Origin of the sequence: Pseudomonas sp. BF-B-30 (genome assembly GCF_019956305.1) — a bacterium.
Classification (GTDB): domain Bacteria; phylum Pseudomonadota; class Gammaproteobacteria; order Pseudomonadales; family Pseudomonadaceae; genus Aquipseudomonas; species Aquipseudomonas jessenii.
Genome location: NZ_JAHBDG010000066.1, coordinates 211,210 through 236,164 on the forward strand (window position 1 = coordinate 211,210; position 24,955 = coordinate 236,164).

Annotated in this window: 13 protein-coding genes; 6 read left to right on the plus strand and 7 right to left on the minus strand. The window is 59.7% G+C overall.

The genetic code is table 11. The features are described from left to right. Both waaF and glnE read right to left on the minus strand, forming a co-directional pair. Entirely contained in the window at positions 1-1,035 is a 1,035-nt protein-coding gene (gene waaF, locus KGB29_RS25735; RefSeq protein WP_150811919.1) for a lipopolysaccharide heptosyltransferase II, read from the minus strand. A gap of 216 nt (positions 1,036-1,251) precedes the next feature. Beyond that, entirely contained in the window at positions 1,252-4,191 is a 2,940-nt protein-coding gene (glnE, locus tag KGB29_RS25740; protein WP_154910344.1) for a bifunctional [glutamate--ammonia ligase]-adenylyl-L-tyrosine phosphorylase/[glutamate--ammonia-ligase] adenylyltransferase, read from the minus strand. Positions 4,192-4,574: 383 nt separating this feature from the next. On the opposite strand from glnE, the gene aceE reads away from it, so the two are divergent. The 5 genes from aceE (at position 4,575) to msrA (ending at position 14,667) form a co-directional block, all read left to right on the plus strand. Then, positions 4,575-7,220: a pyruvate dehydrogenase (acetyl-transferring), homodimeric type gene (gene aceE, locus KGB29_RS25745; RefSeq protein ID WP_057712293.1), complete on the plus strand. Its 2,646-nt coding sequence runs from the start codon at positions 4,575-4,577 to the stop codon at positions 7,218-7,220. Between the two features lie 11 nt (positions 7,221-7,231). Then, positions 7,232-9,199 carry a dihydrolipoyllysine-residue acetyltransferase gene (gene aceF, locus KGB29_RS25750; RefSeq protein ID WP_154910343.1) on the plus strand — a complete coding sequence of 656 codons (1,968 nt, stop codon included), beginning with the start codon at positions 7,232-7,234 and terminating at the stop codon, positions 9,197-9,199. Between the two features lie 275 nt (positions 9,200-9,474). Then, on the plus strand, positions 9,475-10,869 hold the full coding sequence (locus KGB29_RS25755; RefSeq protein WP_154910342.1) for an alkaline phosphatase D family protein: 1,395 nt from the start codon (positions 9,475-9,477) through the stop codon (positions 10,867-10,869). A gap of 234 nt (positions 10,870-11,103) precedes the next feature. Beyond that, entirely contained in the window at positions 11,104-13,797 is a 2,694-nt protein-coding gene (locus KGB29_RS25760; RefSeq protein WP_150811923.1) for a putative bifunctional diguanylate cyclase/phosphodiesterase, read from the plus strand. Between the two features lie 219 nt (positions 13,798-14,016). Further along, positions 14,017-14,667: a peptide-methionine (S)-S-oxide reductase MsrA gene (msrA, locus tag KGB29_RS25765; RefSeq protein WP_090452759.1), complete on the plus strand. Its 651-nt coding sequence runs from the start codon at positions 14,017-14,019 to the stop codon at positions 14,665-14,667. Positions 14,668-14,777: 110 nt separating this feature from the next. On the opposite strand, the gene KGB29_RS25770 is transcribed toward msrA, so the two are convergent. The 5 genes from KGB29_RS25770 to putP form a co-directional block, all read right to left on the minus strand. Further along, a complete protein-coding gene (locus KGB29_RS25770) occupies positions 14,778-15,617 on the minus strand; it encodes a 23S rRNA (adenine(2030)-N(6))-methyltransferase RlmJ (RefSeq protein ID WP_057712298.1) in 840 nt (279 codons plus the stop codon). A gap of 242 nt (positions 15,618-15,859) precedes the next feature. Continuing rightward, positions 15,860-16,183 carry a hypothetical protein gene (locus tag KGB29_RS25775; RefSeq protein ID WP_154910341.1) on the minus strand — a complete coding sequence of 108 codons (324 nt, stop codon included), beginning with the start codon at positions 16,181-16,183 and terminating at the stop codon, positions 15,860-15,862. Positions 16,184-16,723: 540 nt separating this feature from the next. Beyond that, positions 16,724-17,107, minus strand: coding sequence for a hypothetical protein (locus KGB29_RS25780; RefSeq protein ID WP_102671111.1), 384 nt, complete (start codon positions 17,105-17,107; stop codon positions 16,724-16,726). Next, complete coding sequence (locus tag KGB29_RS25785; RefSeq protein ID WP_154910340.1) at positions 17,107-18,522, minus strand: PAAR domain-containing protein; 1,416 nt, start codon at positions 18,520-18,522, stop codon at positions 17,107-17,109. Before KGB29_RS25785 ends, KGB29_RS25780 begins: the two co-directional genes overlap by 1 nt. A gap of 282 nt (positions 18,523-18,804) precedes the next feature. Next, positions 18,805-20,289, minus strand: a complete 1,485-nt coding sequence (putP, locus tag KGB29_RS25790) for a sodium/proline symporter PutP (RefSeq protein WP_154910339.1) — start codon at positions 20,287-20,289, stop codon at positions 18,805-18,807. A 461-nt stretch (positions 20,290-20,750) separates the two neighbouring features. On the opposite strand from putP, the gene putA reads away from it, so the two are divergent. After that, positions 20,751-24,701, plus strand: coding sequence for a trifunctional transcriptional regulator/proline dehydrogenase/L-glutamate gamma-semialdehyde dehydrogenase (gene putA / locus KGB29_RS25795; protein ID WP_154910338.1), 3,951 nt, complete (start codon positions 20,751-20,753; stop codon positions 24,699-24,701). Positions 24,702-24,955: the final 254 nt, after the last annotated feature.

The window sequence follows — 24,955 nt, forward strand, 5'->3', positions numbered from 1 at the left end:
CTATTTGACCTCGACCGGAGTGCCTTGCAACCGCTGCAGGGCTTCGTTCACCGCTTGCGGCATGAGTTGGCGCAAGCAGTTGTAATGGCCGAAACGGCAGGTGCGGTCGAAGCATGGGCTGCATTCGATGCCCAGGCGAACGACTTCGACGTGCTCGGCCAACGGTGGCGTGAAACCTGGCGACGTCGAGCCGTAGACCGCCACCAATGGGCGATTCAGCGCGGCGGCAACGTGCATCAGGCCGGAGTCGTTGGACACCACCGCATCGGCGCAGGACATCAGGTCGATGGCTTCGGCCAGCGAGGTGCCGCCGCTGAGGTTGACCGATTCTTCACGCAGGCCGGGAATCAGCCGCGCGCGGATGTCTTCGCCCACGGCGTGGTCGTTTTTCGAACCGAACAGCCAGACTTGCCAGCCTTCGCGGATCTTCGTTTCGGCAACCTTGGCGTAATGCTCGGACGGCCAACGCTTGGACTCACCAAACTCGGCGCCGGGGCACAGGGCCAACACCGGGCGGTCGAGGGTCAGGCCGAACTTGGCAAGCGCCGCTTCGCGGGTAACCGGGTCGATCTGCAGGCTCGGACGTGGATACGGCTTTGGCAACTCAAAGCCCGGCTCGTAAGCCAGGGCCATGAAGCGCTCGATCATCAGCGGATAACGATCCTTGTCCAGCGTGCGTACGTCATTGAGCAGGCCATAGCGAAACTCGCCACGCCAGCCGGTGCGCTTCGGGATGCCGGCAAAGAACGGCACCAGCGCCGACTTCAGGGAATTGGGTAACAGGATCGCCTGGTCGTACTGGCCTGCCAGGGATTTGCCGATGCGCCGACGCGTTGCCAGTTCCAGGACACCGTGACCGAGCGGAAAGCTCAAGGCCTGGCGAACTTCGGGCATGCGCTCAAGAATCGGCCGGCTCCACTCGGGGGCCAGCACGTCGATTTCGCATTGCGGGTGGCGTTGTTTCAGACACTGGAAAAGTGTCTGCGCCATCACCATGTCACCGACCCAACTGGGCCCAACGATCAGAATTTTCATGTGGTTTCCATAAACGAACCGGGGAGGCCTACGCCTCCCCGCCTCGAAAATTCTACAGAACAACGCAAATCTACTGTAGGAGCGAGCTTGCTCCGGGCGGCGATCCGACGATGAACCTGAAACCCCTCAGGGTGTCAGGCTCGCCGCGTTATCGTTAACGACCATCGCGAGCAAGCTCGCTCCTACAGGGAATATTGGCGTATCAAATATCCCGTTTCAGCTTAGCCCCAGCTCACGCCAGATCCGCATGACCTGCCGCCGTTCGTCCGCGAACTGATCGCCCGGAATCACCCCGGGGTCCTTCTGCAAGGCCTGCCGGTGGGCGGCGGAACGGTACGCTTTATACGCTTCACGCAACAGGCTGGCATCTTCGACGGGCATCAACCCTTCATGTTCCAGCTCTTCCAGAATGCGGATGTTGTCCGTCCAGCGTAGCAATGGCGGGTGTGTTTCGGACCACGCCAGGGCCGCGTATTGCACCATAAATTCAATATCGACGATACCTCCGGCGTCCTGCTTGATATCGAACGGCGCCGTGGCTTCGAAGGCATTTGCCCCGGTGCCGGCCGCGGTGCTCTTGCTGCCGAGGTTATCGCGCATCTTGGCGCGCATCTCGCTGACTTCCTGGCGCAGGGTCGGCAGATCACGTGTTTTGCCCAATATCGCGGCACGGACTTTCTCGAAGGCCTGGCCGACATCCTGACTGCCCACCAACACCCGCGCGCGCACCAATGCCTGATGCTCCCAGGTCCAGGCCTCGTTTTCCTGATAGCGGGCAAACGCGCCCAGGGAACTCACCAGCAAGCCCGACGCCCCGGATGGTCGCAGACGCATGTCCACTTCATACAACTGTCCGGAGTTGGTCTGTGCCGTCAGCAAGTGAATGATCCGCTGCCCCAATCGGGTGAAAAATTGCGCGCCATCGATGGATTTGGCTCCATCGGTTTCAGCCTGTGGATCGCCATCGTGGATGAACACCAGGTCCAGGTCCGAACCATGCCCGAGTTCCAGGCCGCCGACTTTCCCATAACCGACAATGATGAAGCCGGGATCGCACAAGGTGCCATCGGTGCGCAGCGGCGTGCCGTACTTGGCCACGGTTTGCCGCCAGGCCAGTGCCAGCACTTGCTCCAGGATCGCCTCGGCGAGCCAGGTCAGGTAATCGCTGACTTTCATCAGCGGCAGGCTGCCGGCGATTTCCGAGGCGGCCACTCGCAAGCGGTGCGCCAGCTTGAAATGGCGCAGAGCTTCCATTTGCTGTTCGAGGTCGTCCTCGGGAATCCGTGTCAGGCGCTCGCGCAACTCTGCCGCCAGCTCTGGCGCCAATGGCGGTTTGAACAGCCGGCCTTCGTTGAGCAATTCGTCGAGCAGCAGCGGGAAGCGGGTGATTTGCTCGGCGATCCACGGGCTCGCCGCGCACAGCGTCAGCAAACGCCGCAACGCACTGGGGTTCTCGGTCAACAGCACCAGGTACGCGGAACGACGGGCCACGGCTTCGACCAGCGGCAACACCCGTTCCAGTACCAGATCCGGATTGTCATGTTCCACGGCCTGTGCCAGCAAACGCGGAATAAAAGCATCGAGACGTTCGCGACCCAGACGCTGCATCGCCCTCAATTGCGGGCTGCCGCGCAAGCCAGCCAGGGCTTTCAAGGCTTTTGGGGCATCCTTGAAACCACCCTCTTCCAGTTGACGGCAGGCGGCCTCATCGTCCTGGGCCTCTTCCCACAGCGGCAACCACTCACCGCCGACCACCACTTCGCTTTCGGCGCCCTGTTCTTCATCGGGATCGGCGATCACCTGCCCGAAGTGCCAGGCCACTCGGCCGCGCCAATACATCAGTTGTTCGTGGAACGCCGTCCAGTTCGCGAAGCCCAGCATAAAGGCAATGCGCGCCTGATCCTGCTCGCCATCGGGCAACATTTGCGTCTGGCGATCGGCAATCGCCTGAATCGCGTGTTCGGTGTAACGCAGGAATTCGTAACCTTCACGCAGCTCGCTGATCACGTTCGGCGGCAGGTACCCCTGACCTTCCAGCGTGCTCAGCACCTTTAATAGTGGGCGCTGCTGCAAGCTCAGATCGCGGCCGCCGTGGATCAACTGGAACGCCTGGGCAATAAACTCGACTTCGCGAATACCGCCGGAACCGAGCTTGATGTTGTCGGCCATGCCCTTGCGCCGCACTTCCTGCTGGATCAGCTGCTTCATGGTGCGCAGCGCTTCGATGGCGGAAAAGTCGAGGTAACGCCGGTAAACGAATGGCCGCAGCATCTCTTGCAGTTGCGCGCCGGCTACTTGATCCCCGGCCACCACCCGCGACTTGATCATCGCGTAGCGTTCCCAGTCGCGCCCCTGGTCCTGGTAATACTGCTCCAGCGCGTTGAAGCTCAGCACCAGCGCGCCCGCCGAACCGTAGGGACGCAAACGCATGTCGACGCGAAATACAAAGCCGTCGACGGTCATCGGGTCCAGGGCCTTGATCAGCCGCTGGCCCAGACGGATGAAGAACTCCTGGTTATCCAGCGGGCGTTTGACGCCAACTGTTTCGCCACCCTCGGGATAGGCAAAAATCAGGTCGATGTCCGATGACAGGTTCAGCTCCACGGCACCGAGCTTGCCCATGCCGAGAATGACCATCTGCTGCGGCTCGCCGCTGCGCCGCCCGGTCGGCACGCCGAACTGCTGGCAATGCCGCACGTACAACCATTGATAGGCCTGATCGATGCTGGCATCGGCCATGTCCGAAAGGTCGCGGCAGGTCTGGATCAAATCGGCCTGGCGGGTCAGGTCGCGCCAGATGATCCGCACCTGATGGCGTGCACGCTGGCGGCGCAAGGCGCGGCCAAGCTGATCATCGGTCTCGGCCACGTTCGCGGCGGCCGCGATCTGCCCGCACAACTCACCGGGAGCGAAGCCGCGGTCCAGTTCGCCGGACTGCACCAGCCCCAGCAACATCAAAGGGTCACGAACACACTGTTCAATCACGAAATCGCTGGCGGCGGTGACGCGGGCAAATTGCGCCCAACGTTCCGGCGTCCAGGCAGACAACCCGTGGTCATCGTCCAGAGCGGCGACGGCAGCCCGGAACGACTGCTCGGCACGGGTGACAAACGGCAGGAGAATGGCGGGCAGTTCGGCAAGCGAGGGGAGGCTCATGGTCTATCCTTGATCGGCGTGCAACGGGCTGCATGTAGTGGTTTTCGAAAACCCACTACCTGAGGGAGTGTCGAACAAAAGTTAGAAATAGCTGAAATTTCTTTTATTTTGGCAGCCAGCATCAAGCTTTTACCTTTTGTAGTTGGAAAAAGACCAACCTTAACGATTATTCTCACAACGCAGCCGGGGGCCACAAGCCGCTCTTCTGTAGTTTTACTACTCGTATATACATTAGACGGGCTGAAATGCCGGATGATTTGTAGTAAAACTACACGCCGCCGGAACAACCTGTCGGCAATCCAAGAATTCATAACGTCTGCCCACAAGGCCAGTCGCTAACTCAGGCAACCGATTCTGGTAGCCTTTCCGCCCTGGAGCAAGCCATGCAAGACCTCGATCCCGTCGAAACCCAGGAATGGCTGGACGCCCTGGAATCGGTTCTCGACAAAGAAGGCGAAGACCGTGCTCACTATTTGATGACCCGTATGGGTGAACTGGCGACCCGCAGCGGTTCGCAGTTGCCTTACGCCATCACCACGCCTTACCGCAACACCATCCCGGTAACCCACGAAGCACGCATGCCTGGCGACCTGTTCATGGAACGCCGCATTCGCTCGCTGGTACGCTGGAACGCGATGGCCATGGTAATGCGTACGAACCTGAAGGATTCTGACCTCGGCGGTCACATCTCCAGCTTCGCCTCCAGTGCGACCCTGTATGACATCGGCTTCAACTACTTCTTCCAGGCCCCGACCGAAGAACACGGCGGCGACCTGATCTACTTCCAGGGCCACACCTCGCCAGGCGTTTACGCCCGCGCATTCATGGAAGGCCGCATCACCGAAGACCAGATGAACAACTTCCGCCAGGAAGTCGACGGTCAGGGCCTGTCGTCCTACCCGCACCCTTGGCTGATGCCTGACTTCTGGCAGTTCCCGACCGTATCCATGGGTCTGGGCCCGATCCAGGCGATCTACCAGGCACGCTTCATGAAGTACCTGGAACACCGTGGTTTCATCCAGCCAGGCAAACAGAAAGTCTGGTGCTTCCTGGGTGACGGCGAGTGCGACGAGCCGGAATCCCTGGGCGCTATCTCCCTGGCCGGCCGCGAGAAGCTGGACAACCTGATCTTCGTCATCAACTGCAACCTGCAGCGCCTCGACGGCCCGGTTCGCGGCAACGGCAAGATCATCCAGGAACTCGAAGGCGTGTTCCGCGGTGCTCAGTGGAACGTGACCAAAGTCATCTGGGGCCGTTTCTGGGACCCACTGCTGGCCAAGGACGTCGACGGCATCCTGCAACGCCGCATGGACGAAGTCATCGACGGCGAGTACCAGAACTACAAAGCCAAAGACGGCGCGTTCGTACGTGAACACTTCTTCAACACGCCAGAACTCAAGGCGATGGTCGAAGATCTGTCCGACGACGAGATCTGGAAACTCAACCGTGGCGGCCACGACCCGTACAAGGTCTACGCGGCGTACCACGAAGCGGTCAACCACAAAGAACAACCGACCGTCATCCTGGCCAAGACCATCAAGGGTTATGGCACCGGTGCCGGCGAAGCGAAGAACACTGCGCACAACACCAAGAAAGTCGACGTCGACAGCCTGAAGTTGTTCCGCGACCGCTTCGACATCCCGGTCAAGGACGATGAACTGGAAAACCTGCCATTCTTCAAACCGGAAGAAGGCAGCGCCGAAGCCCGTTACCTGAGCGAGCGCCGTACCGCACTGGGCGGCTTCGTACCTCAGCGTCGTGCCAAGAGCTTCAACATCCCGACCCCGCCACTGGAAACCCTCAAGGCGATCCTGGACGGCTCGGGCGACCGCGAAATCTCCACCACCATGGCCTTCGTGCGGATCCTCGCGCAACTGGTCAAGGACAAGGAAATCGGTCCACGCATCGTACCGATCATCCCGGACGAAGCCCGTACCTTCGGTATGGAAGGCATGTTCCGTCAGCTGGGCATCTACTCCTCCGTCGGCCAGCTCTACGAGCCAGTCGATAAAGACCAGGTGATGTTCTACAAGGAAGACCAGAAGGGCCAGATCCTCGAAGAAGGCATCAACGAAGCGGGCGCCATGAGCTCCTTCATCGCTGCCGGTACTTCGTACTCCAGCCACAACCAGCCGATGCTGCCGTTCTACATCTTCTACTCGATGTTCGGCTTCCAGCGTATCGGCGACCTGGCCTGGGCCGCTGGCGACAGCCGCACCCGTGGCTTCCTGATTGGCGGCACCGCCGGCCGTACCACCCTGAACGGTGAAGGCCTGCAACACGAAGACGGTCACAGCCACCTGCTGGCCGCGACCATCCCGAACTGCCGCACCTACGATCCAACCTACGGCTACGAGCTGGCGGTGATCATTCAGGACGGCATGAAGAAGATGACCGAAGAGCAACAGGACGTCTTCTACTACATCACCGTGATGAACGAGTCGTACCAGCAGCCAGCCATGCCGGCCGGTGCCGAAGAAGGCATCAAGAAAGGCATGTACCTGCTCGAAGAAGACAACCGCGAAGCGGCGCACCACGTTCAGCTGATGGGCTCCGGCACCATCCTGCGTGAAGTCCGTGAAGCAGCGAAGATCCTGCGTGAACAGTTCAACGTCGGCGCCGACGTGTGGAGCGTTACCAGCTTCAACGAACTGCGTCGCGACGGCCTGGCCGTTGAGCGCACCAACCGTCTGCACCCTGGCCAGAAGCCTAAGCTGAGCTATGTGGAAGAGTGCCTGAACGGCCGTCAAGGTCCGGTCATTGCCTCTACCGACTACATGAAACTGTTCGCCGAGCAGATCCGTCAGTGGGTACCGTCCAAGGAATTCAAAGTCCTGGGCACCGACGGTTTCGGCCGAAGCGACAGCCGCAAGAAACTGCGTCATTTCTTCGAAGTCGACCGTCATTTCGTGGTGTTGGCAGCCCTGGAAGCACTGGCTGACCGTGGCGATATCGAACCTAAAGTGGTGGCTGAAGCCATCGCCAAGTTCGGGATCGACCCGGAAAAACGCAACCCACTGGACTGCTGAGGAGAGATTCTGTGAGCGAACTCATTCGCGTACCTGACATCGGCAGCGGTGAAGGTGAAGTAATTGAACTGTTTGTGAAGGTCGGCGACCGTATCGAAGCCGACCAGAGCATCCTGACACTTGAGTCGGACAAGGCGAGCATGGAAGTGCCTGCGCCGAAGGCCGGTATCATCAAGAGCCTGAAAGTGAAGCTGGGCGATCGCCTGAAAGAAGGCGACGAACTGCTGGAGCTGGAAGTCGAAGGTGCCGCTGCTGCGGCTCCTGCGGCTGCCGCACCGGCGGCCAAGGCTGAAGCCAAACCGGCTGCTGCACCTGCCGCCGCTCCTGCTCCTGCTCCTGCTGCGCCGGCTGCTGCCAGCGTTCAGCAAGTGCACGTGCCGGACATCGGTTCGTCGGGCAAGGCCCAGATCATCGAGATCCAGGTCAAGGTCGGCGACACCGTCGCGGCTGATCAGTCGCTGATCACCCTGGAGTCCGACAAGGCGAGCATGGAAATCCCGTCGCCTGCCGCTGGCGTGGTCAAGGCCATCAGCGTCAAGCTCAACGACGAAGTCGGCACCGGCGACCTGATCCTGGACCTGGAAGTGGCGGGTGCTGCTGCACCGGCTGCTGCTCCGGCCCAGGCTGCCGCTCCGGCACCCGCCGCTGCACCTGCTGCTGCCGCAGCCCCGGCCGCTCCAGTGGCCGACAGCGTTCAGGACATCCATGTTCCGGACATCGGTTCGGCGGGCAAGGCCAAGATCATCGAAGTCCTGGTCAAGGCCGGCGACACCGTTGTGGCCGACCAGTCGCTGATCACCCTGGAATCCGACAAGGCGAGCATGGAAATCCCGTCGCCAGCCACTGGCGTGGTGGAAAGCGTTTCCATCAAGCTCGATGACGAAGTCGGTACCGGTGACCTGATCCTCAAGCTGAAAGTCAAAGGCGCCGCTCCTGCTGCACCTGTTGCTGCGACTGCACCTGCCGCTGCTGCTCCGAGCGCTCCGGCTCCAGCCGCTGCTGCTCCGGCTGCCGCTGCTCCTGCTGCTGCCCCGGTTGCCGCTCCAGCCAAGCCAGGCGCCAAAGTTCACGCCGGCCCTGCCGTGCGTCAACTGGCCCGCGAATTCGGCGTCGAGCTGAGCGCCGTTGGCGCCAGCGGCCCGCACGGTCGCATCCTGAAGGAAGACGTGCAGGTTTACGTCAAAGCCATGATGCAGAAGGCCAAGGAAGCACCGGCCGCTGCTGCTGGCGCAACCGGTGGCGCGGGCATCCCGCCGATTCCGGTCGTGGACTTCAGCCGCTTCGGTGAAATCGAAGAAGTGCCGATGACCCGCCTGATGCAGGTCGGCGCCGCCAACCTGCATCGCAGCTGGCTGAACGTACCGCACGTGACGCAATTCGACTCGGCGGATATCACCGAGCTCGAAGCGTTCCGTGTTGCCCAGAAAGCCGTTGCAGAAAAGGCCGGCGTCAAGCTGACCATCCTGCCGTTGCTGCTCAAGACCTGCGCGCACCTGCTCAAGGAACTGCCGGACTTCAACAGCTCGCTGGCGCCAAGCGGCAAAGCGATCATCCGCAAGAAATACGTGAACATCGGCTTCGCCGTCGACACCCCGGATGGCCTGCTGGTACCGGTCATCAAGAACGTCGACCAGAAGAGCCTGCTGCAATTGGCCGCCGAGGCTGCTTCCCTGGCTGAAAAAGCCCGGACCAAGAAACTCTCGTCGGACGAGATGCAAGGCGCCTGCTTCACCATTTCCAGCCTCGGCCACATTGGCGGCACCGGCTTCACGCCGATCGTCAACGCGCCGGAAGTGGCGATCCTCGGTGTTTCCAAGGCAACCATCCAGCCAGTCTGGGACGGCAAAGCCTTCCAGCCGAAACTGATGCTGCCGCTGTCGCTGTCCTACGATCACCGTGTGATCAACGGCGCCGCTGCTGCACGCTTCACCAAGCGTCTGAGCGATCTGCTGGGCGACATCCGCACCATGCTCCTGTAACACCGACCGGCCCTCCTTCTCCGGAGGGCCTGTTGCGTTCCACGTTTCCGAGCGCCACGCTCGTACCTCAACCCCGCCAATTTGGCGGGGCTTTTTTTTGCCTGAAGTTATTACTTAAAACGTCTTCCTACATTTGTGGCTGATACCGCCCACAACTCGAGTCCATTTCTGCCAGATATTTTTTCGGGCCAAATAACTAGTCTTGGCTGGAAGACTACTTATTACATCCGAAACAACCATCTGACTAATTCATTAGCAGCCGAATGGACTCAATCATGTTCAATCCAACTGTCGGCCCGATTATTGGCCACACCACAACTAATCACGCGCGTATTTTTTTGCGCGGTGAACACAACAAAAACACTTTGGTATTTGCTGGCATTCGTTATAGACGACAAGGCGAAGATCACTGGTCAAAAGGTAACTTTGCGAAACTCGAACCCGAGCATGACATGTGCGAAGTCTTTGCACTAAACAACCTGCTCGCCGACTCCGACTATGAATATCAGGCCGGGTGGTTCAGCCCGACGGGGCCGGCGCACACCGTCGACACGGTGAAGGAACTCCCGCTGCAATGGCCACGGCAGGTTTATCATTTGCGTACCCGCTCCAGCCAGGCCGGCCTGCCAAGAGCCTACATTGTCGGCTCCTGCCGATACCTGCGCATGACCGCAGGCATCGCATTCGCCCCTCACTTGGGCGACAGAATCTTCGCTTCAATTTCACGCTTGGTGGAGCAAGCCAGTCCTCCCGTCAGTGCGCTGGTGATGACGGGTGACCAAATCTATGTCGATGACTTGAACATCATTGCTCCTGATCGGGAACTCAAGGAAATCCTGCAAAAATATCGCGTGGCGTTTTCGCAGATAAATATCGCCAGCCTAATGTCCAGCCTGCCCACTTACATGATCCTTGACGACCATGAAATAGAGGACAACTGGCCCGCCAACAAGAGCAAGTCCGATGACTACTTATATGCAAACGCAATCAGAGCCTATGAGTTATATCAGGCCAGCCATAGTCCAGCCCATGCACTAACCGATGATGGACTTATCAATAAACGATTGGACAAATACTGGTATCAATTTACTGAAGGTGATATCGAATGGTTTGTTACCGACAGTCGAACCCGACGCAACCTGTCGGCCACTGACCGACGCATTCTCGACGCAGCCCAGGAACAAGCCTTGTGCGACTGGCTGATCCACAGCCCGGCGCGGGTCAAATTCGTGGTCACCAGTGTCATGTTCTACCCTGATCGCAAACGCACGGATGATGACGCCTGGCAGGCCTTTCCAGAACAACGGCTACGGTTGCTGGAGACCATTCGCACACACCGCATCAAGAATGTCTTCTTCATTTCCGGCGATGTCCACGGCTCGCTGACCAGTCGGCTGAGCCACAGCGAGGATGCGGACTTCGAGGTCCACACCATCGTCTCGTCACCGCTGTGCAACAGCAAAATGCTGCCCTATGCCACGACCGCCACATTCGTCCTCGATCACCCCCTGGCCCGCACCGCCGCAGGCGACTATCGACATGAACTGACCAGCAAGGTGATCAGCCAGGATAATTTTGCACACCTGGTCGTCGATGCCGGGCAGCTTCAGGTGAATTTCCACGACCGGGAGGGCAAGCATTTGCAGTCCATTGGCATCCCGATTCGCTGACCCGGAAACAGATCGCAGTCACTGGCAATACTTGCAAAACTGCGATTTTTCAGCGACTGGCAATACTTTTTGCCACCGACTGAAGAAAACTTGTCGTCTGCCGACATATTCTTATAGCACTTGGCCTTCATCTCTCTTGTCAGTCGGTGTCGCAATGATGCAACCTTGCCGCAGGCAACAGTAAAGAGGGCGAGAGCCCAGCGCGTTCAGCATATTCGAAGCGAGTTTCCCTCCATGAAAAGCCAGCCCGATGCCGCCAGCCGTATGGTGGCCGAGGTAGTGACGCAGTTGCCTGTGCCCTCGCGGCTCGGCATGCTGCGTTTCGAACGGCTTAATGAACCCAGCTGGGCGCTGCTGTTTCTCGATCCCAATTGCGAACGCCAGTTCGGCCTGCCAGCCGTGGAACTGTGTGCGCTGGTGGGCTCGCCCTACGCCAGCCTGATGGAGCCGCTAGCGCGCTATCAACTGCACGACGCAGTCCAGCAACAGCTGACTGAAAGCCCGCACTACCTGATCCGCTATACCCTGCACACCGCCGCTGGCTCCCTGACTCTGCTGGAGCTGGGCGAAGCCTACAAACAACACAATCGACACCTGTTGCGCGGCTACCTGCTGGTCATCGACGGCCTGTTCGAGGATGACCCGCTGCAACCGGCCATGGACCTTGAAACCCAGAACTCGCGCCTGCAAATCGCCCTGGAACTCAATCAGCGCACCCAGCAGGAGCAACTGCTGCATCTGGAGCGGGTGCGAGCCCAGCAGGATCTGATCCTGCTGCTCACCCGTCAACGCTACAGCAGCAACAACTCCTTGCGCGAAGCCGCCGAGCTGATCACCCGCAGCGCCTGCGACATCTACGAAATCGACAGTGCCAGCCTGTGGCACCTTGAAGGCTCGATGCTGGTGCCGATCTCGGCCTATCACCGCACGAATCAGGAATACCTGCTGCCGCAACCGATCGACGTCAGTCTTTTCCCCGATTATCTCGACGCCCTGCACACCGGCCGCGCCATCGACGCCCATAACGCCATGCGCGACCCACGCACCCGGGAGATGGCCGAAAGCCTGCGCCCGCGGGACGTCAACGCAATGCTCGACGCCAGTATCCGCGTCGATGGCCAGGTGGTCGGCGTTTTGTGCCTGGAGCAAACCGGGGCAACCCGCGCCTGGCAGTCGGATGAAATCGCGTTCGCCGGAGAACTGGCGGACCAGTTTGCCCAGGTCATCAGCAACCACAACCGGCGAACCGCCACCAGCGCCCTGCACCTGTTCCAGCGCGCGGTCGAACAAAGTGCCAACGCCTTTTTGCTGGTCAACTGCGATGGCGTGGTGGAATACGTCAACCCGAGCTTCACCGCGATCACCCAATATTCCACCGAAGAAGTGCACGGTCAGCGCCTGTCAGAACTACCGGCCCTGGAGAACCTCAGCGAACTGCTGTTCGATGCACCTTCGGCGCTGGCCAAGAGCAACAGTTGGCAAGGTGAATTCAAGAGCCGCCGGAAAAACCTCGAACCCTACTGGGGCCAATTGTCGATCTCCAAGGTTTACGGCGACAACCGCGAGCTGACCCACTACATCGGCATCTACGAAGACATCACCCAGACCAAGCTCGCCCAACAACGCATCGAGCGCCTGGCCTACACCGACAACCTGACCAACCTCGGCAACCGCCCGGCGTTCATCCGCAACCTCGATGAACGCTTCGCCCGGGACAGCGACGCGCCGATCAGCCTGTTGCTGGTGGACATCGACAACTTCAAGCGGATCAACGACAGCCTCGGCCACCAGACCGGCGACAAACTGCTGATCAGCCTGGCCCGGCGCCTGCGCAACAGCCTGATCCCGAGCGGCAGCCTGGCACGCTTCGCCAGTAACGAATTCGCCGTGTTGCTGGACAACAGCGACCTCACGACGGGCCAGCAAGTGGCCAACCAGTTGCTGGCGACCCTCGACAAACCGATGTTCGTCGACAACCAGTTGATCAGTGTCACCGGCTCCGTGGGCCTGGCCTGCGCGCCACTGCACGGGCGTGACCCGCAAACCCTGATGCGCAATGCCGGGCTGGCGCTGCACAAGGCCAAGGCCAACGGCAAACATCAGGTGCAGGTGTTCACCGAAGCGCTGAACGCCGAGGCCAGCTACAAGCTGTTCGTCGAAAACAACCTGCGCCGCGCCCTGACCCAGAACGAACTCGACGTGTTCTACCAGCCCAAGCTGTGCCTGCGCAGCGGTCGCCTGCTGGGGATGGAAGCCCTGCTGCGCTGGGACCATCCGGAAAAGGGCATGATCCGCCCGGATCAGTTCATCAGCGTCGCCGAGGAAACCGGGCTGATCATTCCGATCGGCAAGTGGATCGCCCGCCAGGCCTGCCGCATGAGCAAAGCGCTGACCGCCGCCGGCCTGGGCAACCTGCAAGTGGCGATCAACCTGTCGCCCAAGCAGTTTTCCGACCCGGACCTGGTGGCCTCCATTGCCAACATCCTCAAGGAAGAAGCCCTGCCGGCGCATTTGCTGGAGCTGGAGCTGACCGAAGGCCTGCTGCTGGAGGCTACCGAAGACACCCACTTGCAGCTCGACCAGCTCAAGCGCCTGGGCCTGACTCTGGCCATGGACGACTTCGGCACCGGTTACTCGTCGCTCAGTTACTTGAAAAAATTCCCCATCGACATCATCAAGATCGATCGAAGCTTTATCCACGAAATCCCGGACAACCAGGACGACATGGAAATCACCTCCGCGGTGATCGCCATGGCCCACAACCTGAAACTCAAGGTCGTGGCTGAAGGCATCGAAACCGCCGAGCAGTTGTCGTTTCTGCGCCGCCACCGCTGCGACGTCGGCCAGGGCTACCTGTTCGACCGCCCGATCCCGGGCAACGAGCTGATCGACAAGCTCAAACGCTACCCGCGTGGCCCAATCGCCTGACAGACACAGAACCTGTGGCAGACATAAACTCTGAGGCAGGCAAAAAAACCTGTGGGAGCGAGCTTGCTCGCGATAGCGGTGGACCAGTCAGCCCCCATGACACCGACACACCGCTATCGCGAGCAGACTCACCCCTACAGGGGTAGTGCGTATCGGGCAGGTATTGGGCACACTGACGGTCTGTTTATTTACAACCCAACCTGACTGAGAGGACTGATCATGGTTCTGCGCTCGGAAATTCTGGTGAACAAAAACGTGCTCCCTACTAAAGAACAAGCTCTGCCTGGCCGCGAAACCGCGATGACCCTGCCTGAAAAGCACTTTGTGTTTAAAGACACCCCCTTGCTCGGCCCGTTCTTCGAAGATGTCGACTTCGCGATCTTCGGCCTCGGCTGCTTTTGGGGCGCGGAACGCCGCTTCTGGCAGCGTGAAGGCGTGGTCAGCACCGTGGTCGGCTACGCCGGCGGTTTCACACCGAACCCGACCTACGAAGAAGTCTGCTCGGGCCTGACCGGTCACGCCGAAGTGGTGTTGGTGGTGTACGACAAGGCCAAGGTCAGCTACGAAGGACTGCTGGCGATGTTCTGGGAACTGCACAACCCGACGCAAGGCATGCGCCAGGGCAATGACATCGGCACCCAGTACCGTTCGGTGATCTACGCCACTAGCCCGGAACAACTGGACGCGGCGCTCAAGAGCAAGGAAACCTACCAGGCCGAGCTGTCCAAGGCCGGTCTCGGTGAAATCAGCACCGAAATCGACCAGGCCCCGACCGTCTACTTTGCCGAGACGTATCACCAGCAGTACCTGGCGAAAAATCCGGAAGGCTACTGCGGCATCGGCGGTACCGGCGTGACCTGCCCGATCTGACAACTGACTGTATGAGCGAGCCCGCTCGCGAAAAACCAAAGGACGCCGCTGGGCATCCGGTTTTACGCGTTAACGTTCACGACCTTCGCGAGCAAGCTCGCTCCTACAGATCAACTCTCGGCAATCAACCAGTCCATCCGCCACCCACCCTGGGTCTGCCCAAGCTTCTCGGACAACCACGGCAGCAGCTCACGCAATTCTTCCTCCAGCCCCCACGGCGGATTGGCAATCGCCAACCCGGAACCGTTCAGGCTGTTGGGCGTATCCAATGGATGCACCAGCAACTCCACCCGCAACAACTTCGGCGCACCGGTACCGGCCAGGTCCTGATAGAAGCGGCGCAGCGCGCGCTGATCCTTCACCGGGTACCAGATTGCCGCCACGGTCTGACGCATCCGGCCAATCGCTTCCTTCAATGACGCGGCACAGCGCTGCATCTCATCGAGCTTCTCGAACGGCGGATCGATCAACATCACCGCACGTTTCTCCGGCACGGGCAGCAAGGCCCGGGACACGTGCCAGCCTTCACCCAGGTGAACCTTGACCCGGCGATCACCGGCCATGTTGTCCTTGAGCAGCACGCCATCTTCCGGGTGCTTCTCGTTGAGCAACACACGATCCTGCGGACGGGTCAGGCGCCGCGCCAACTCCGGCGACCCCGGGTAATAGCGCAACTGGCCATCCGGGTTCATCTCGTGCAGCACCTGCATGTAATCAGCGGTCAGGATCGGCAGATCCGGCTGATCCCACAAACGCGCAATGCCTTCCAGGTACTCACCGGTACGATTGGCCTGATCACCCTGAAGGTCATACAGACCGATGCCGGCGTGGGTATCGAGATAGGCAAACGGCTGCTCCTTGCGCGACATCAGGGCGATGAGGCGGGTCAAGGTCAGGTGTTTGAACACATCGGCGTGATTGCCGGCATGGAAGGCGTGGCGATAATTCATGGCTGCTCCTGCGAAGGCCGGGAAGTTTACCTTTTACCGGCCGGCAAGTCAGGGGTTGGCGGCTGAGCGGGTCAGTTGAGGCACTGCACACCCTTGTGGCGAGGGGGCTTGCCCCCGTTCGACTGCGAAGCAGTCGCCAACCCCAAGTACTGCGGTGTGCCTGATAACACCGGGTCGCTGAACTCAGGGTTGCTGCGCAACCCAACGGGGGCAAGCCCCCTCGCCACAAAAGCCGCCTGGCGCTACGCAGAAGGCCGTGCCCGCAACCGCCGCCCAACCACATCCAGCACATCACAGCCATCGCGCAACGTAATTGCGCAGAGCAAGGCGAAATCGCTGAGGATGAACGACTCGCACTCGATTGAGCCGCGCATGGACAGGTTCTCAAGCACTTGGGTTACTGCGCGGATTCTGTAGTTGGCGGCGTCGGTGAGGATGTCGAGTGGTGCGTGGGTGTCGACGAACAGGGTGGGCATATCGGTGCAGTTGCTGGTCAATGCCATGAAGCGGTTGTCGGGATGGGGGATCGGCTTTTCGTAGGGCGGATCGGGGTGAATTGTTTTCATTTTTTAAACCTCTGGTAGAAGTGAGGGCTACCATCGGCCTTCCTACAGGCTTGGGTGGCAGCCATACGCGGGGTAGGAATATCGAGACCAGAGAACTCGACCACGCCGAAGCGTGCCCGCGCACAGCCGCCGCAACAGATCTTACGGGCGCACGTTAGTGGCCGCAAATCAGGTGTCGACGTCAAAGCGTTTCTGGTCTTAACGGGTTCCTACACCCCACCACTGAATTGTCAGTGACCGCCAAAGATTATCGACGGAAATCGCATCGCACCACTTCATGAAAACCGCTAGGTTTTGAAGGAAACGTCCTAGGACCTTGCCCGGAAAAATTCGCAGCAACCCCAATCCACCAAAGAGATTTGAGACTGTTGCGCTCAAACTGGGTAAGTCGTTGGAGGATAGTGTTATTCCGTAACGCATCCTCCTAACCCGCCTGACGAGAAAGTGGCATAAAGAATGGGCACGCCAACCTGGTTGGGTGCCCATTTTTTGTTGGGGGGGAAGATTTTTAAGTCGATCTGATCTTCAAGTGAACTTTAATTATATCCAGTCAGTCGCTGTACCAACGCCACCTAATAACAAAAGCAATCCACACAGAATCAGTACTCCCCAGCGCCAAATGACAAGCTGGCGCTTAAGTGAACCAGGAAGACTGTTTAGGTCGCTAGCACTTAGAGTGCCATTTCTAATATGGCGATCAGGGAACGCGACAAGTGCTGCGATTCCCGCAATCAAATGTAAGTGGCCCCATGCACCGAGATGTCGATAGCGAGATAAAGCCATGACTGCAGTACTGTTTTTCAGATGTTTTAGCATCACGTCTATCTTGGTGTAGGACAAGTAAAGTGCTAACCCCATCCAAATGAATATCATCAGCAGAACCACGCCACCGAAAATGCCGAAAATCAATTTTGCAGGTGTCATTAATTCATCTCGTAAACGATGTCGCCAAATAACTCACCAAGCCCGCTACCCACTGCGCCGCCTACTAACGATCCCGCTGTGACCACCACGCCACATACTAAGGTTCCGACTCCTGCCGTGGTCGCGCCGACCGCGAGGCAAATCCCACCAACTGTATTAGCGGTTAAGGCTGTACCTATTATTGCGCCTCCTGCGATGCCACCGGCGAAACTCCCCGCCTCAGTAAATTTAACTCGCCTGCAGGCCTCGGGATTTCCCGCCGTGCACACATCCTGCACCTTCATGGCCGACGCCCCGCCACCAATAGCCGAGCCGACCCAGCTACCGTACTTGAGGTATTTGGAAGCCTTGGCCACCCCATCAAGATGAGTCGCGTAACCTGGCATCTGCCCTACGCCGCCAGCATCCGTCCAGCGATGAACCAGGCTGGGAGGCGAGAGGAACATTGCACGATTCAAATTGGAGTGGTCGGGGAAACCGATACCCTTGCGCGTCAGGCTTGTCAGGTGGATATCGAGTTGAGCGAGCAGTTTTTGACGCTCTGCCAGAAACGTCGGTGAGCTCAGGTGGCCATCGCGCAGAAATGAATTCTGATGCAACGCTTCGATTTTTTTCAGGGTGTCGCTTACGTTATCCAGATTGTTTTTGAGAATACTCGCGCCCACGCCGATTGCGGTCGAGCCATGGCCCAGGAAGGTCTGGATGGCATCACGGTGCTGCACCATGAAATCCGCCTCCTCCGGGCTGAGCGTTTCAAGCACCTGGTTGGTCTTGGCCGCCACGTCCATGAGCAGGGCTTCTTCACGGGTGCACTGGTAGTTGTTCGGGTCGCTCAGCACGATCATCGAGCCGGCTTTGACGTCGCGCAGGTTGGGATTGAGCAGTTTGAATTTGCCCATCACCGCCGGGTCGCGCAGGGTGAATAGCGAGGCTTCAAGTTGTTCGCGGGTTGTGCTTTTGGGCACGATATAAAAGCCGGGTTCCGGAACGTCGAGACCAGTGGGCTGTGATCGAGACGACGCACTTGGCACTGACGTAAAGCTGGATGGACGCTGCGCGGTCGAATTGCTGGTGGCTGTCATCGAAGGCGTAGTCGCGGCCGATTGTGCGGTTGCCCTGGCTGCTTTCGGTGCAGGGGGTTCATTGACATAACTCCCCTCGAAATTCGAAGGGAGTAGTTTGGCTCGACAAGGGCAACCACTGAAACTATCCAGCGTGCCGGCCACTCGTCGCCCCTCGCTCAGGACGTGAGAGACGCCGCCGATGATCCGGTAGCTCTGCTTATCTTTTCCGCAACTGACCAGATCACCCTCACGCGCATGGATGAGACCGAAATTGAAGGTGTGGTCCCCCTCCAGAACGGTGCCGCCGCAGTCAGTTTTGTCACCTAGCCCAATGTAATGCCCGATAGCCATGTCTTGATATCCCTTTCAACTGGCGCCCCCACCCCTTGGGGAAATGCACCGTTGTTAACGATGAGTTATCCCGGTTCGGAAATGAGTCGGGCTAGCGCAAAGTACGTGAGCAGAGAGGTAATTCAAGGCATCTGGGCAAATCAGGAAACCTCCTACAAGTCCTGCAGAAAAGGGTTACGAAGCGGAAATAGGAGCCAAAGTGAACGCAAAAAAAACGGCCCGCAACCTGAGGCTGCGAGCCGTTCTTTTATCAGCGATGGGTAGAGTTCAACCCATCACTCATCACTTGTTCAGGCGGTAATCATTCTCTGCAGCAGCAAAACGCTGGAACATGCCGGCAGTCGGCGTGCCCATCTTGCTGACGAAGTAGATCGCCAGGCTGGCGAAGATGAAACCAGGGATGATTTCGTACAGGCCCAGCAGTTCGAAGTGTTTCCAGACGATCACGGTGATCGCGCCGACCAGGATACCGGCCAGTGCGCCGTTGCGGGTCATGTCTTTCCAGATCACGGAGATCAGCACGACCGGACCGAATGCGGCACCGAAACCGGCCCAGGCGTAGCTCACCAGACCCAGTACACGGTTTTCCGGGTTGGACGCCAGGGCGATCGCCACCAGGGCAACCAACAACACCATGGCACGGCCGACCCACACCAGTTCCAGCTGCGAAGCGGACTTACGCAGGAAGGTCTTGTAGAAGTCTTCGGTCAGGGCGCTCGAGCACACCAGCAACTGGCAGCTCAGGGTGCTCATGACGGCAGCCAGAATGGCCGACAGCAGGATACCCGCGATCCATGGGTTGAACAGGATCTTGGCCAGTTCGATGAACACACGCTCGTGGTTCTCGGTGACTGCGCCAGCCACGTCCGGGTGCGCCGAGAAGTAGGCGATACCGAAGAAGCCGACTGCCACGGTGCCGCCCAGGCACAGGATCATCCAGGTCATGGAAATGCGACGGGCGTTGGCGATCGATTTAACCGAATCGGCAGCCATGAAACGCGCCAGGATATGCGGCTGGCCGAAGTAGCCCAGACCCCAGCCCATCAGCGAGATGATGCCGATGAAAGTGGTGCCCTTGAGCATGTCGAAGTTGCTTGGATCTTGCGCTTCGATGGCCAGGAAAGTGGTGTCGACGCCGCCGGTGGCCAGCAACACGATAACCGGCGTCAGAATCAACGCGAAGATCATCAGGGTGGCTTGTACGGTATCGGTCCAGCTCACGGCCAGGAAACCACCGATAAAGGTGTAGGCAATCGTCGCCGCAGCACCGGCCCACAGCGCAGTCTCGTAGGACATGCCGAAGGTGCTTTCGAACAGACGGGCACCGGCCACGATGCCGGAAGCGCAGTAGATGGTGAAGAACACCAGGATCACGACCGCGGAGATGATCCGCAGCAGGCCGCTTTTGTCTTCGAAACGGCTGGCGAAGTAGTCCGGCAGGGTCAGTGCATCACCGTTGTGCTCGGTCTGCACACGCAGACGGCCGGCGACGAACAGCCAGTTCAGGTAGGCGCCGACGATCAGGCCGATGGCGATCCAGCTTTCGGAAAGGCCGGACATGTAGATTGCGCCGGGCAAGCCCATCAACAACCAGCCGCTCATGTCGGAGGCACCGGCGGACAGTGCGGTCACGACGCTGCCCAGGCTACGACCGCCCAGAATGTAGTCGGAAAGGTTGTTGGTGGAGCGATAGGCCATCAAGCCGATCAGCACCATTGCTGCGATGTAGATCACGAACGTGATCAGGGTTGGATTGCTTACGCTCATTAAGTTACGCCCTGGCTTTGTTTTTATGTAGCTGCGGCTGGTGAACCGCTCGCAAACGCATACGTTTGACAGACGATCCGGATTCCCGCGCATTTATGACTGATGTTTCCCCAGGAAAGCCATCAGCCGGAGCACCCGGGTTTCGACCGGGTTGCACCTTGGGCGCGAATGCTATTCAACAAAGCAAATAAGGTGCAACCAGTTTCTTGAGAATAAGTTGCACCCAGTCGGAAATAAATTTCAAACCCGGTTTTTTGCTCCTTTTCGGAGCAAGAACGAGGGCCAACCACCCTAAAAAGCACCAAGCAAAGGCAGCACCGCCGTACCAGAATTTATTTCCTGACGAGCTGCGTAATATTCCGACAAAAAAAGGGTTGCACCCGGTTGCACCTCAACAGTCGCACGGCTAATCTTGCCGCCAGCTGATGCCACGCAGTCGTGGCAAACATGAGGATAAAAACATGGCTACCACCACCCTTGGGGTCAAACTTGACGACCCGACCCGCGAACGCCTCAAGGCCGCCGCGACCTCGATTGATCGCACGCCGCACTGGCTGATCAAGCAGGCAATCTTCAATTACCTGGAAAAACTCGAGGGTGGTGCAACCCTGTCCGAGCTGAACGGTTCGACCAAGGATTTCGACGACTCCGTCGACGCGCCTCTGGATCACGCCCACCAGTGCTTCCTTGAATTCGCCGAAAGCATCCTGCCGCAATCGGTACTGCGCGCGTCGATCACCGCCGCCTACCGTCGCCCTGAGCCGGAAGTCGTGCCGATGCTGATCGAGCAGGCTCGCCTGCCGGCACCGATGGCCGAAGCCACCAACAAACTCGCCGCCTCGATTGCTGAAAAACTGCGCAACCAGAAGAGCGCTGGCGGCCGTGCCGGCATCGTCCAGGGCCTGTTGCAGGAGTTCTCCCTGTCGTCCCAGGAAGGTGTGGCGCTGATGTGCCTGGCCGAAGCGCTGCTGCGCATCCCGGACAAAGGCACCCGCGACGCCCTGATCCGCGACAAGATCAGCACCGGCAACTGGCAGCCGCACCTGGGCAACAGCCCGTCGCTGTTCGTCAACGCCGCCACCTGGGGCCTGCTGCTGACCGGCAAACTGGTGTCGACCCACAACGAGGCTGGTTTGACGTCGTCCCTGAGCCGCATTATCGGCAAGAGCGGCGAGCCGATGATCCGCAAAGGCGTCGACATGGCCATGCGCCTGATGGGCGAGCAGTTCGTGACCGGCGAAACCATCGCCGAAGCCCTGGCCAACGCCAGCAAGTTCGAAACCAAAGGTTTCCGCTATTCCTACGACATGCTGGGTGAAGCCGCACTCACCGAGCACGACGCACAGAAGTACCTGGCCTCGTACGAACAAGCCATCCACTCGATCGGCAAAGCCTCCCACGGTCGCGGGATTTATGAAGGCCCGGGCATCTCGATCAAGCTGTCCGCCCTGCACCCGCGTTACAGCCGCGCCCAGTACGAGCGCGTGATGGACGAGCTGTACCCGCGCCTGCTGTCGCTGACCCTGCTGGCCAAGCAATATGACATCGGCCTGAACATCGACGCCGAAGAGGCCGATCGCCTGGAGCTGTCACTGGATCTGCTCGAGCGCCTGTGCTTCGAGCCGCAACTGACTGGCTGGAACGGCATTGGTTTCGTGATCCAGGCTTACCAGAAGCGTTGCCCGTACGTGATCGACTACGTGATCGACCTCGCTCGCCGCAGCCGTCATCGCCTGATGATCCGCCTGGTAAAAGGCGCGTACTGGGACAGCGAAATCAAGCGCGCCCAGGTCGAAGGCCTGGAAGGCTACCCGGTCTACACCCGCAAGGTGTACACCGACGTGTCCTACATCGCTTGCGCCCGCAAGCTGCTGTCGGTACCGGAAGTCATCTACCCGCAGTTCGCCACGCACAACGCCCACACCCTGTCGGCCATTTATCACATCGCCGGTCAGAACTATTACCCGGGCCAGTACGAGTTCCAGTGCCTGCACGGCATGGGTGAACCGCTGTACGAACAGGTTGTAGGCAAAGTTTCCGAAGGCAAGCTGAACCGTCCGTGCCGCGTGTACGCTCCAGTCGGCACCCACGAAACCCTGCTGGCCTACCTGGTGCGTCGCCTGCTGGAAAACGGCGCGAACACTTCGTTCGTCAACCGTATTGCCGACCAGTCGATTTCGATCCAGGAACTGGTGGCCGATCCGGTAGCCAGTATCGAGCAAATGGCGACCGTGGAAGGTGGTTTCGGCCTGCCGCACCCGCGCATTCCGCTGCCGCGTGACCTGTATGGCTCCGAGCGCGCCAACTCCAGCGGCATCGACATGGCCAACGAACATCGTTTGGCATCCCTGTCCTGCGCGCTTCTCGCTACCGCACACAACCACTGGAAAGCGGCGCCGATGCTCGGTTGCGCTTCCAGCAGCGAAGCCCCGGCACCGGTCTTGAACCCGTCCGATCTGCGTGACGTGGTCGGCCATGTGCAGGAAGCGACCGTCGAAGACGTCGACAACGCGATCCAGTGCGCCCTCAACGCTGCACCGATCTGGCAGGCCACGCCGCCCGCCGAGCGCGCCGCGATCCTGGAACGTGCCGCCGATCTGATGGAAGCCGAGATCCAGCCGCTGATGGGCCTGCTGGCCCGCGAAGCCGGCAAGACTTTCGCCAACGCCATCGCCGAAGTGCGTGAAGCCGTGGATTTCCTGCGTTATTACGCGGTGCAGGCACGCAACGATTTCACCAATGACGCTCACCGTCCGTTGGGCCCAGTCGTATGCATCAGCCCGTGGAACTTCCCGCTGGCGATCTTCAGTGGCCAGGTGGCTGCTGCATTGGCCGCTGGTAACCCGGTATTGGCCAAGCCTGCGGAACAAACGCCGCTGGTCGCCGCTCAGGCCGTGCGCCTGATGCTCGAAGCCGGCATCCCGGAAGGCGTGTTGCAACTGCTGCCGGGCCGTGGCGAAACCGTCGGTGCCGGCCTGGTCGGCGACGATCGCGTCAAAGGCGTGATGTTCACCGGCTCCACCGAAGTCGCGCGCTTGCTGCAACGCAACATCGCCGGCCGCCTGGACAGCCAGGGTCGTCCGATTCCGCTGATCGCCGAAACCGGTGGCCAGAACGCGATGATCGTCGACTCCTCGGCACTGACCGAACAGGTTGTGATCGACGTGGTGTCCTCGGCCTTCGACAGCGCCGGTCAGCGTTGCTCGGCTCTGCGTGTACTGTGCTTGCAGGAAGATTCCGCCGACCGCGTCATCGAAATGCTCAAGGGCGCGATGGCTGAAAGCCGTCTCGGCAACCCTGAGCGTCTGTCCGTGGACATCGGCCCGGTGATCGACGCTGAAGCCAAGGCTGGCATCGAGAAGCACATCCAGGCCATGCGCGACAAAGGTCGCAGCGTGTACCAGGTGGCCATCGCCGATGCCGAAGAAGTCAAACGCGGCACCTTCGTGATGCCGACACTGATCGAACTGGAAAGCTTCGATGAACTGCAACGGGAGATCTTCGGCCCGGTGCTGCACGTGGTTCGCTACAAGCGCAAGGACATCGATCAACTGATCGGTCAGATCAACGCTTCCGGCTACGGCCTGACCCTGGGCGTGCACACCCGCATCGACGAGACCATTGCCAAGGTGATCGACAACGTCAACGCCGGTAACGTCTACGTCAACCGCAACATTGTTGGCGCAGTAGTAGGCGTGCAGCCATTCGGCGGCGAAGGCCTGTCGGGTACCGGCCCGAAAGCCGGCGGCCCGCTGTACCTGTACCGCCTGCTGTCGACCCGCCCTGCGGATGCGATCGAACAATCCTTCGCTCGTGGCGATGCTGCCGCGGCACCGGACGTTCGTCTGCGCGATGCCATGAGCAAGCCGCTGACCGCCTTGAAAGCCTGGGCCGACAGCAACAAGTTTGCCGACTTGAGCACCCTGTGCGTACAGTTCGCCGCGCAATCGCAAAGCGGTATCACCCGCCTCCTGGCCGGCCCGACCGGCGAACGCAACAGCTATGCGATCCTGCCACGGGAACACGTGCTGTGCCTGGCGGAAGTCGAAGGTGATCTGCTGACGCAACTGGCGGCGGTATTGGCTGTCGGCGGTTCGGCGGTATGGCCGGAAGCTGACATGACCAAGGCATTGTTCGCACGCCTGCCGAAGGACATTCAGGCGCGCATCAAGCTGGTTTCCGACTGGAACAAGGACGAAGTGGTGTTTGATGCGGTTCTGCATCACGGCCATTCCGACCAGTTGCGTGCAGTGTGCCAGCAGGTTGCCAAGCGTGCCGGCGCCATCGTTGGGGTTCAGGGCCTGTCGCAGGGCGAAACCAACATTGCGCTGGAGCGTCTGGTGATCGAGCGTGCGTTGAGCGTCAACACCGCTGCGGCGGGTGGTAATGCCAGCCTGATGACCATCGGTTAACACCGATACGCCAGGCAGCCGCAATGGCTGCCTGGCAATCAAATCCCTGTGGGAGCGGGCTTGCTCGCGAAAGCGGACTGTCAGTCAACTTAAATGTTGAATGTGGCGACCTCTTCGCGAGCAAGCCCGCTTGTATGTTTAGACTTGAAGGGGTGGGCGGGACTAACAGCTCGATTCCGACTCTAGCCAGTACGGACCGTGGGAGACTTCTCGTTCCGCCCTTTCTACCTAAAGCGCCGATAAGGAATTCATCG

Excerpts from the sequence above, each read along its gene's own strand:
- waaF (WP_150811919.1), bottom strand. The coding sequence starts at position 1,035 with ATGAAAATTCTGATCGTTGGGCCCAGTTGGGTCGGTGACATGGTGATG.
- glnE (WP_154910344.1), bottom strand. The coding sequence starts at position 4,191 with ATGAGCCTCCCCTCGCTTGCCGAACTGCCCGCCATTCTCCTGCCGTTT.
- aceE (WP_057712293.1), top strand. The coding sequence starts at position 4,575 with ATGCAAGACCTCGATCCCGTCGAAACCCAGGAATGGCTGGACGCCCTG.
- KGB29_RS25755 (WP_154910342.1), top strand. The coding sequence starts at position 9,475 with ATGTTCAATCCAACTGTCGGCCCGATTATTGGCCACACCACAACTAAT.
- KGB29_RS25760 (WP_150811923.1), top strand. The coding sequence starts at position 11,104 with ATGAAAAGCCAGCCCGATGCCGCCAGCCGTATGGTGGCCGAGGTAGTG.
- msrA (WP_090452759.1), top strand. The coding sequence starts at position 14,017 with ATGGTTCTGCGCTCGGAAATTCTGGTGAACAAAAACGTGCTCCCTACT.
- KGB29_RS25770 (WP_057712298.1), bottom strand. The coding sequence starts at position 15,617 with ATGAATTATCGCCACGCCTTCCATGCCGGCAATCACGCCGATGTGTTC.
- KGB29_RS25775 (WP_154910341.1), bottom strand. The coding sequence starts at position 16,183 with ATGAAAACAATTCACCCCGATCCGCCCTACGAAAAGCCGATCCCCCAT.
- KGB29_RS25780 (WP_102671111.1), bottom strand. The coding sequence starts at position 17,107 with ATGACACCTGCAAAATTGATTTTCGGCATTTTCGGTGGCGTGGTTCTG.
- KGB29_RS25785 (WP_154910340.1), bottom strand. The coding sequence starts at position 18,522 with ATGGCTATCGGGCATTACATTGGGCTAGGTGACAAAACTGACTGCGGC.
- putP (WP_154910339.1), bottom strand. The coding sequence starts at position 20,289 with ATGAGCGTAAGCAATCCAACCCTGATCACGTTCGTGATCTACATCGCA.
- putA (WP_154910338.1), top strand. The coding sequence starts at position 20,751 with ATGGCTACCACCACCCTTGGGGTCAAACTTGACGACCCGACCCGCGAA.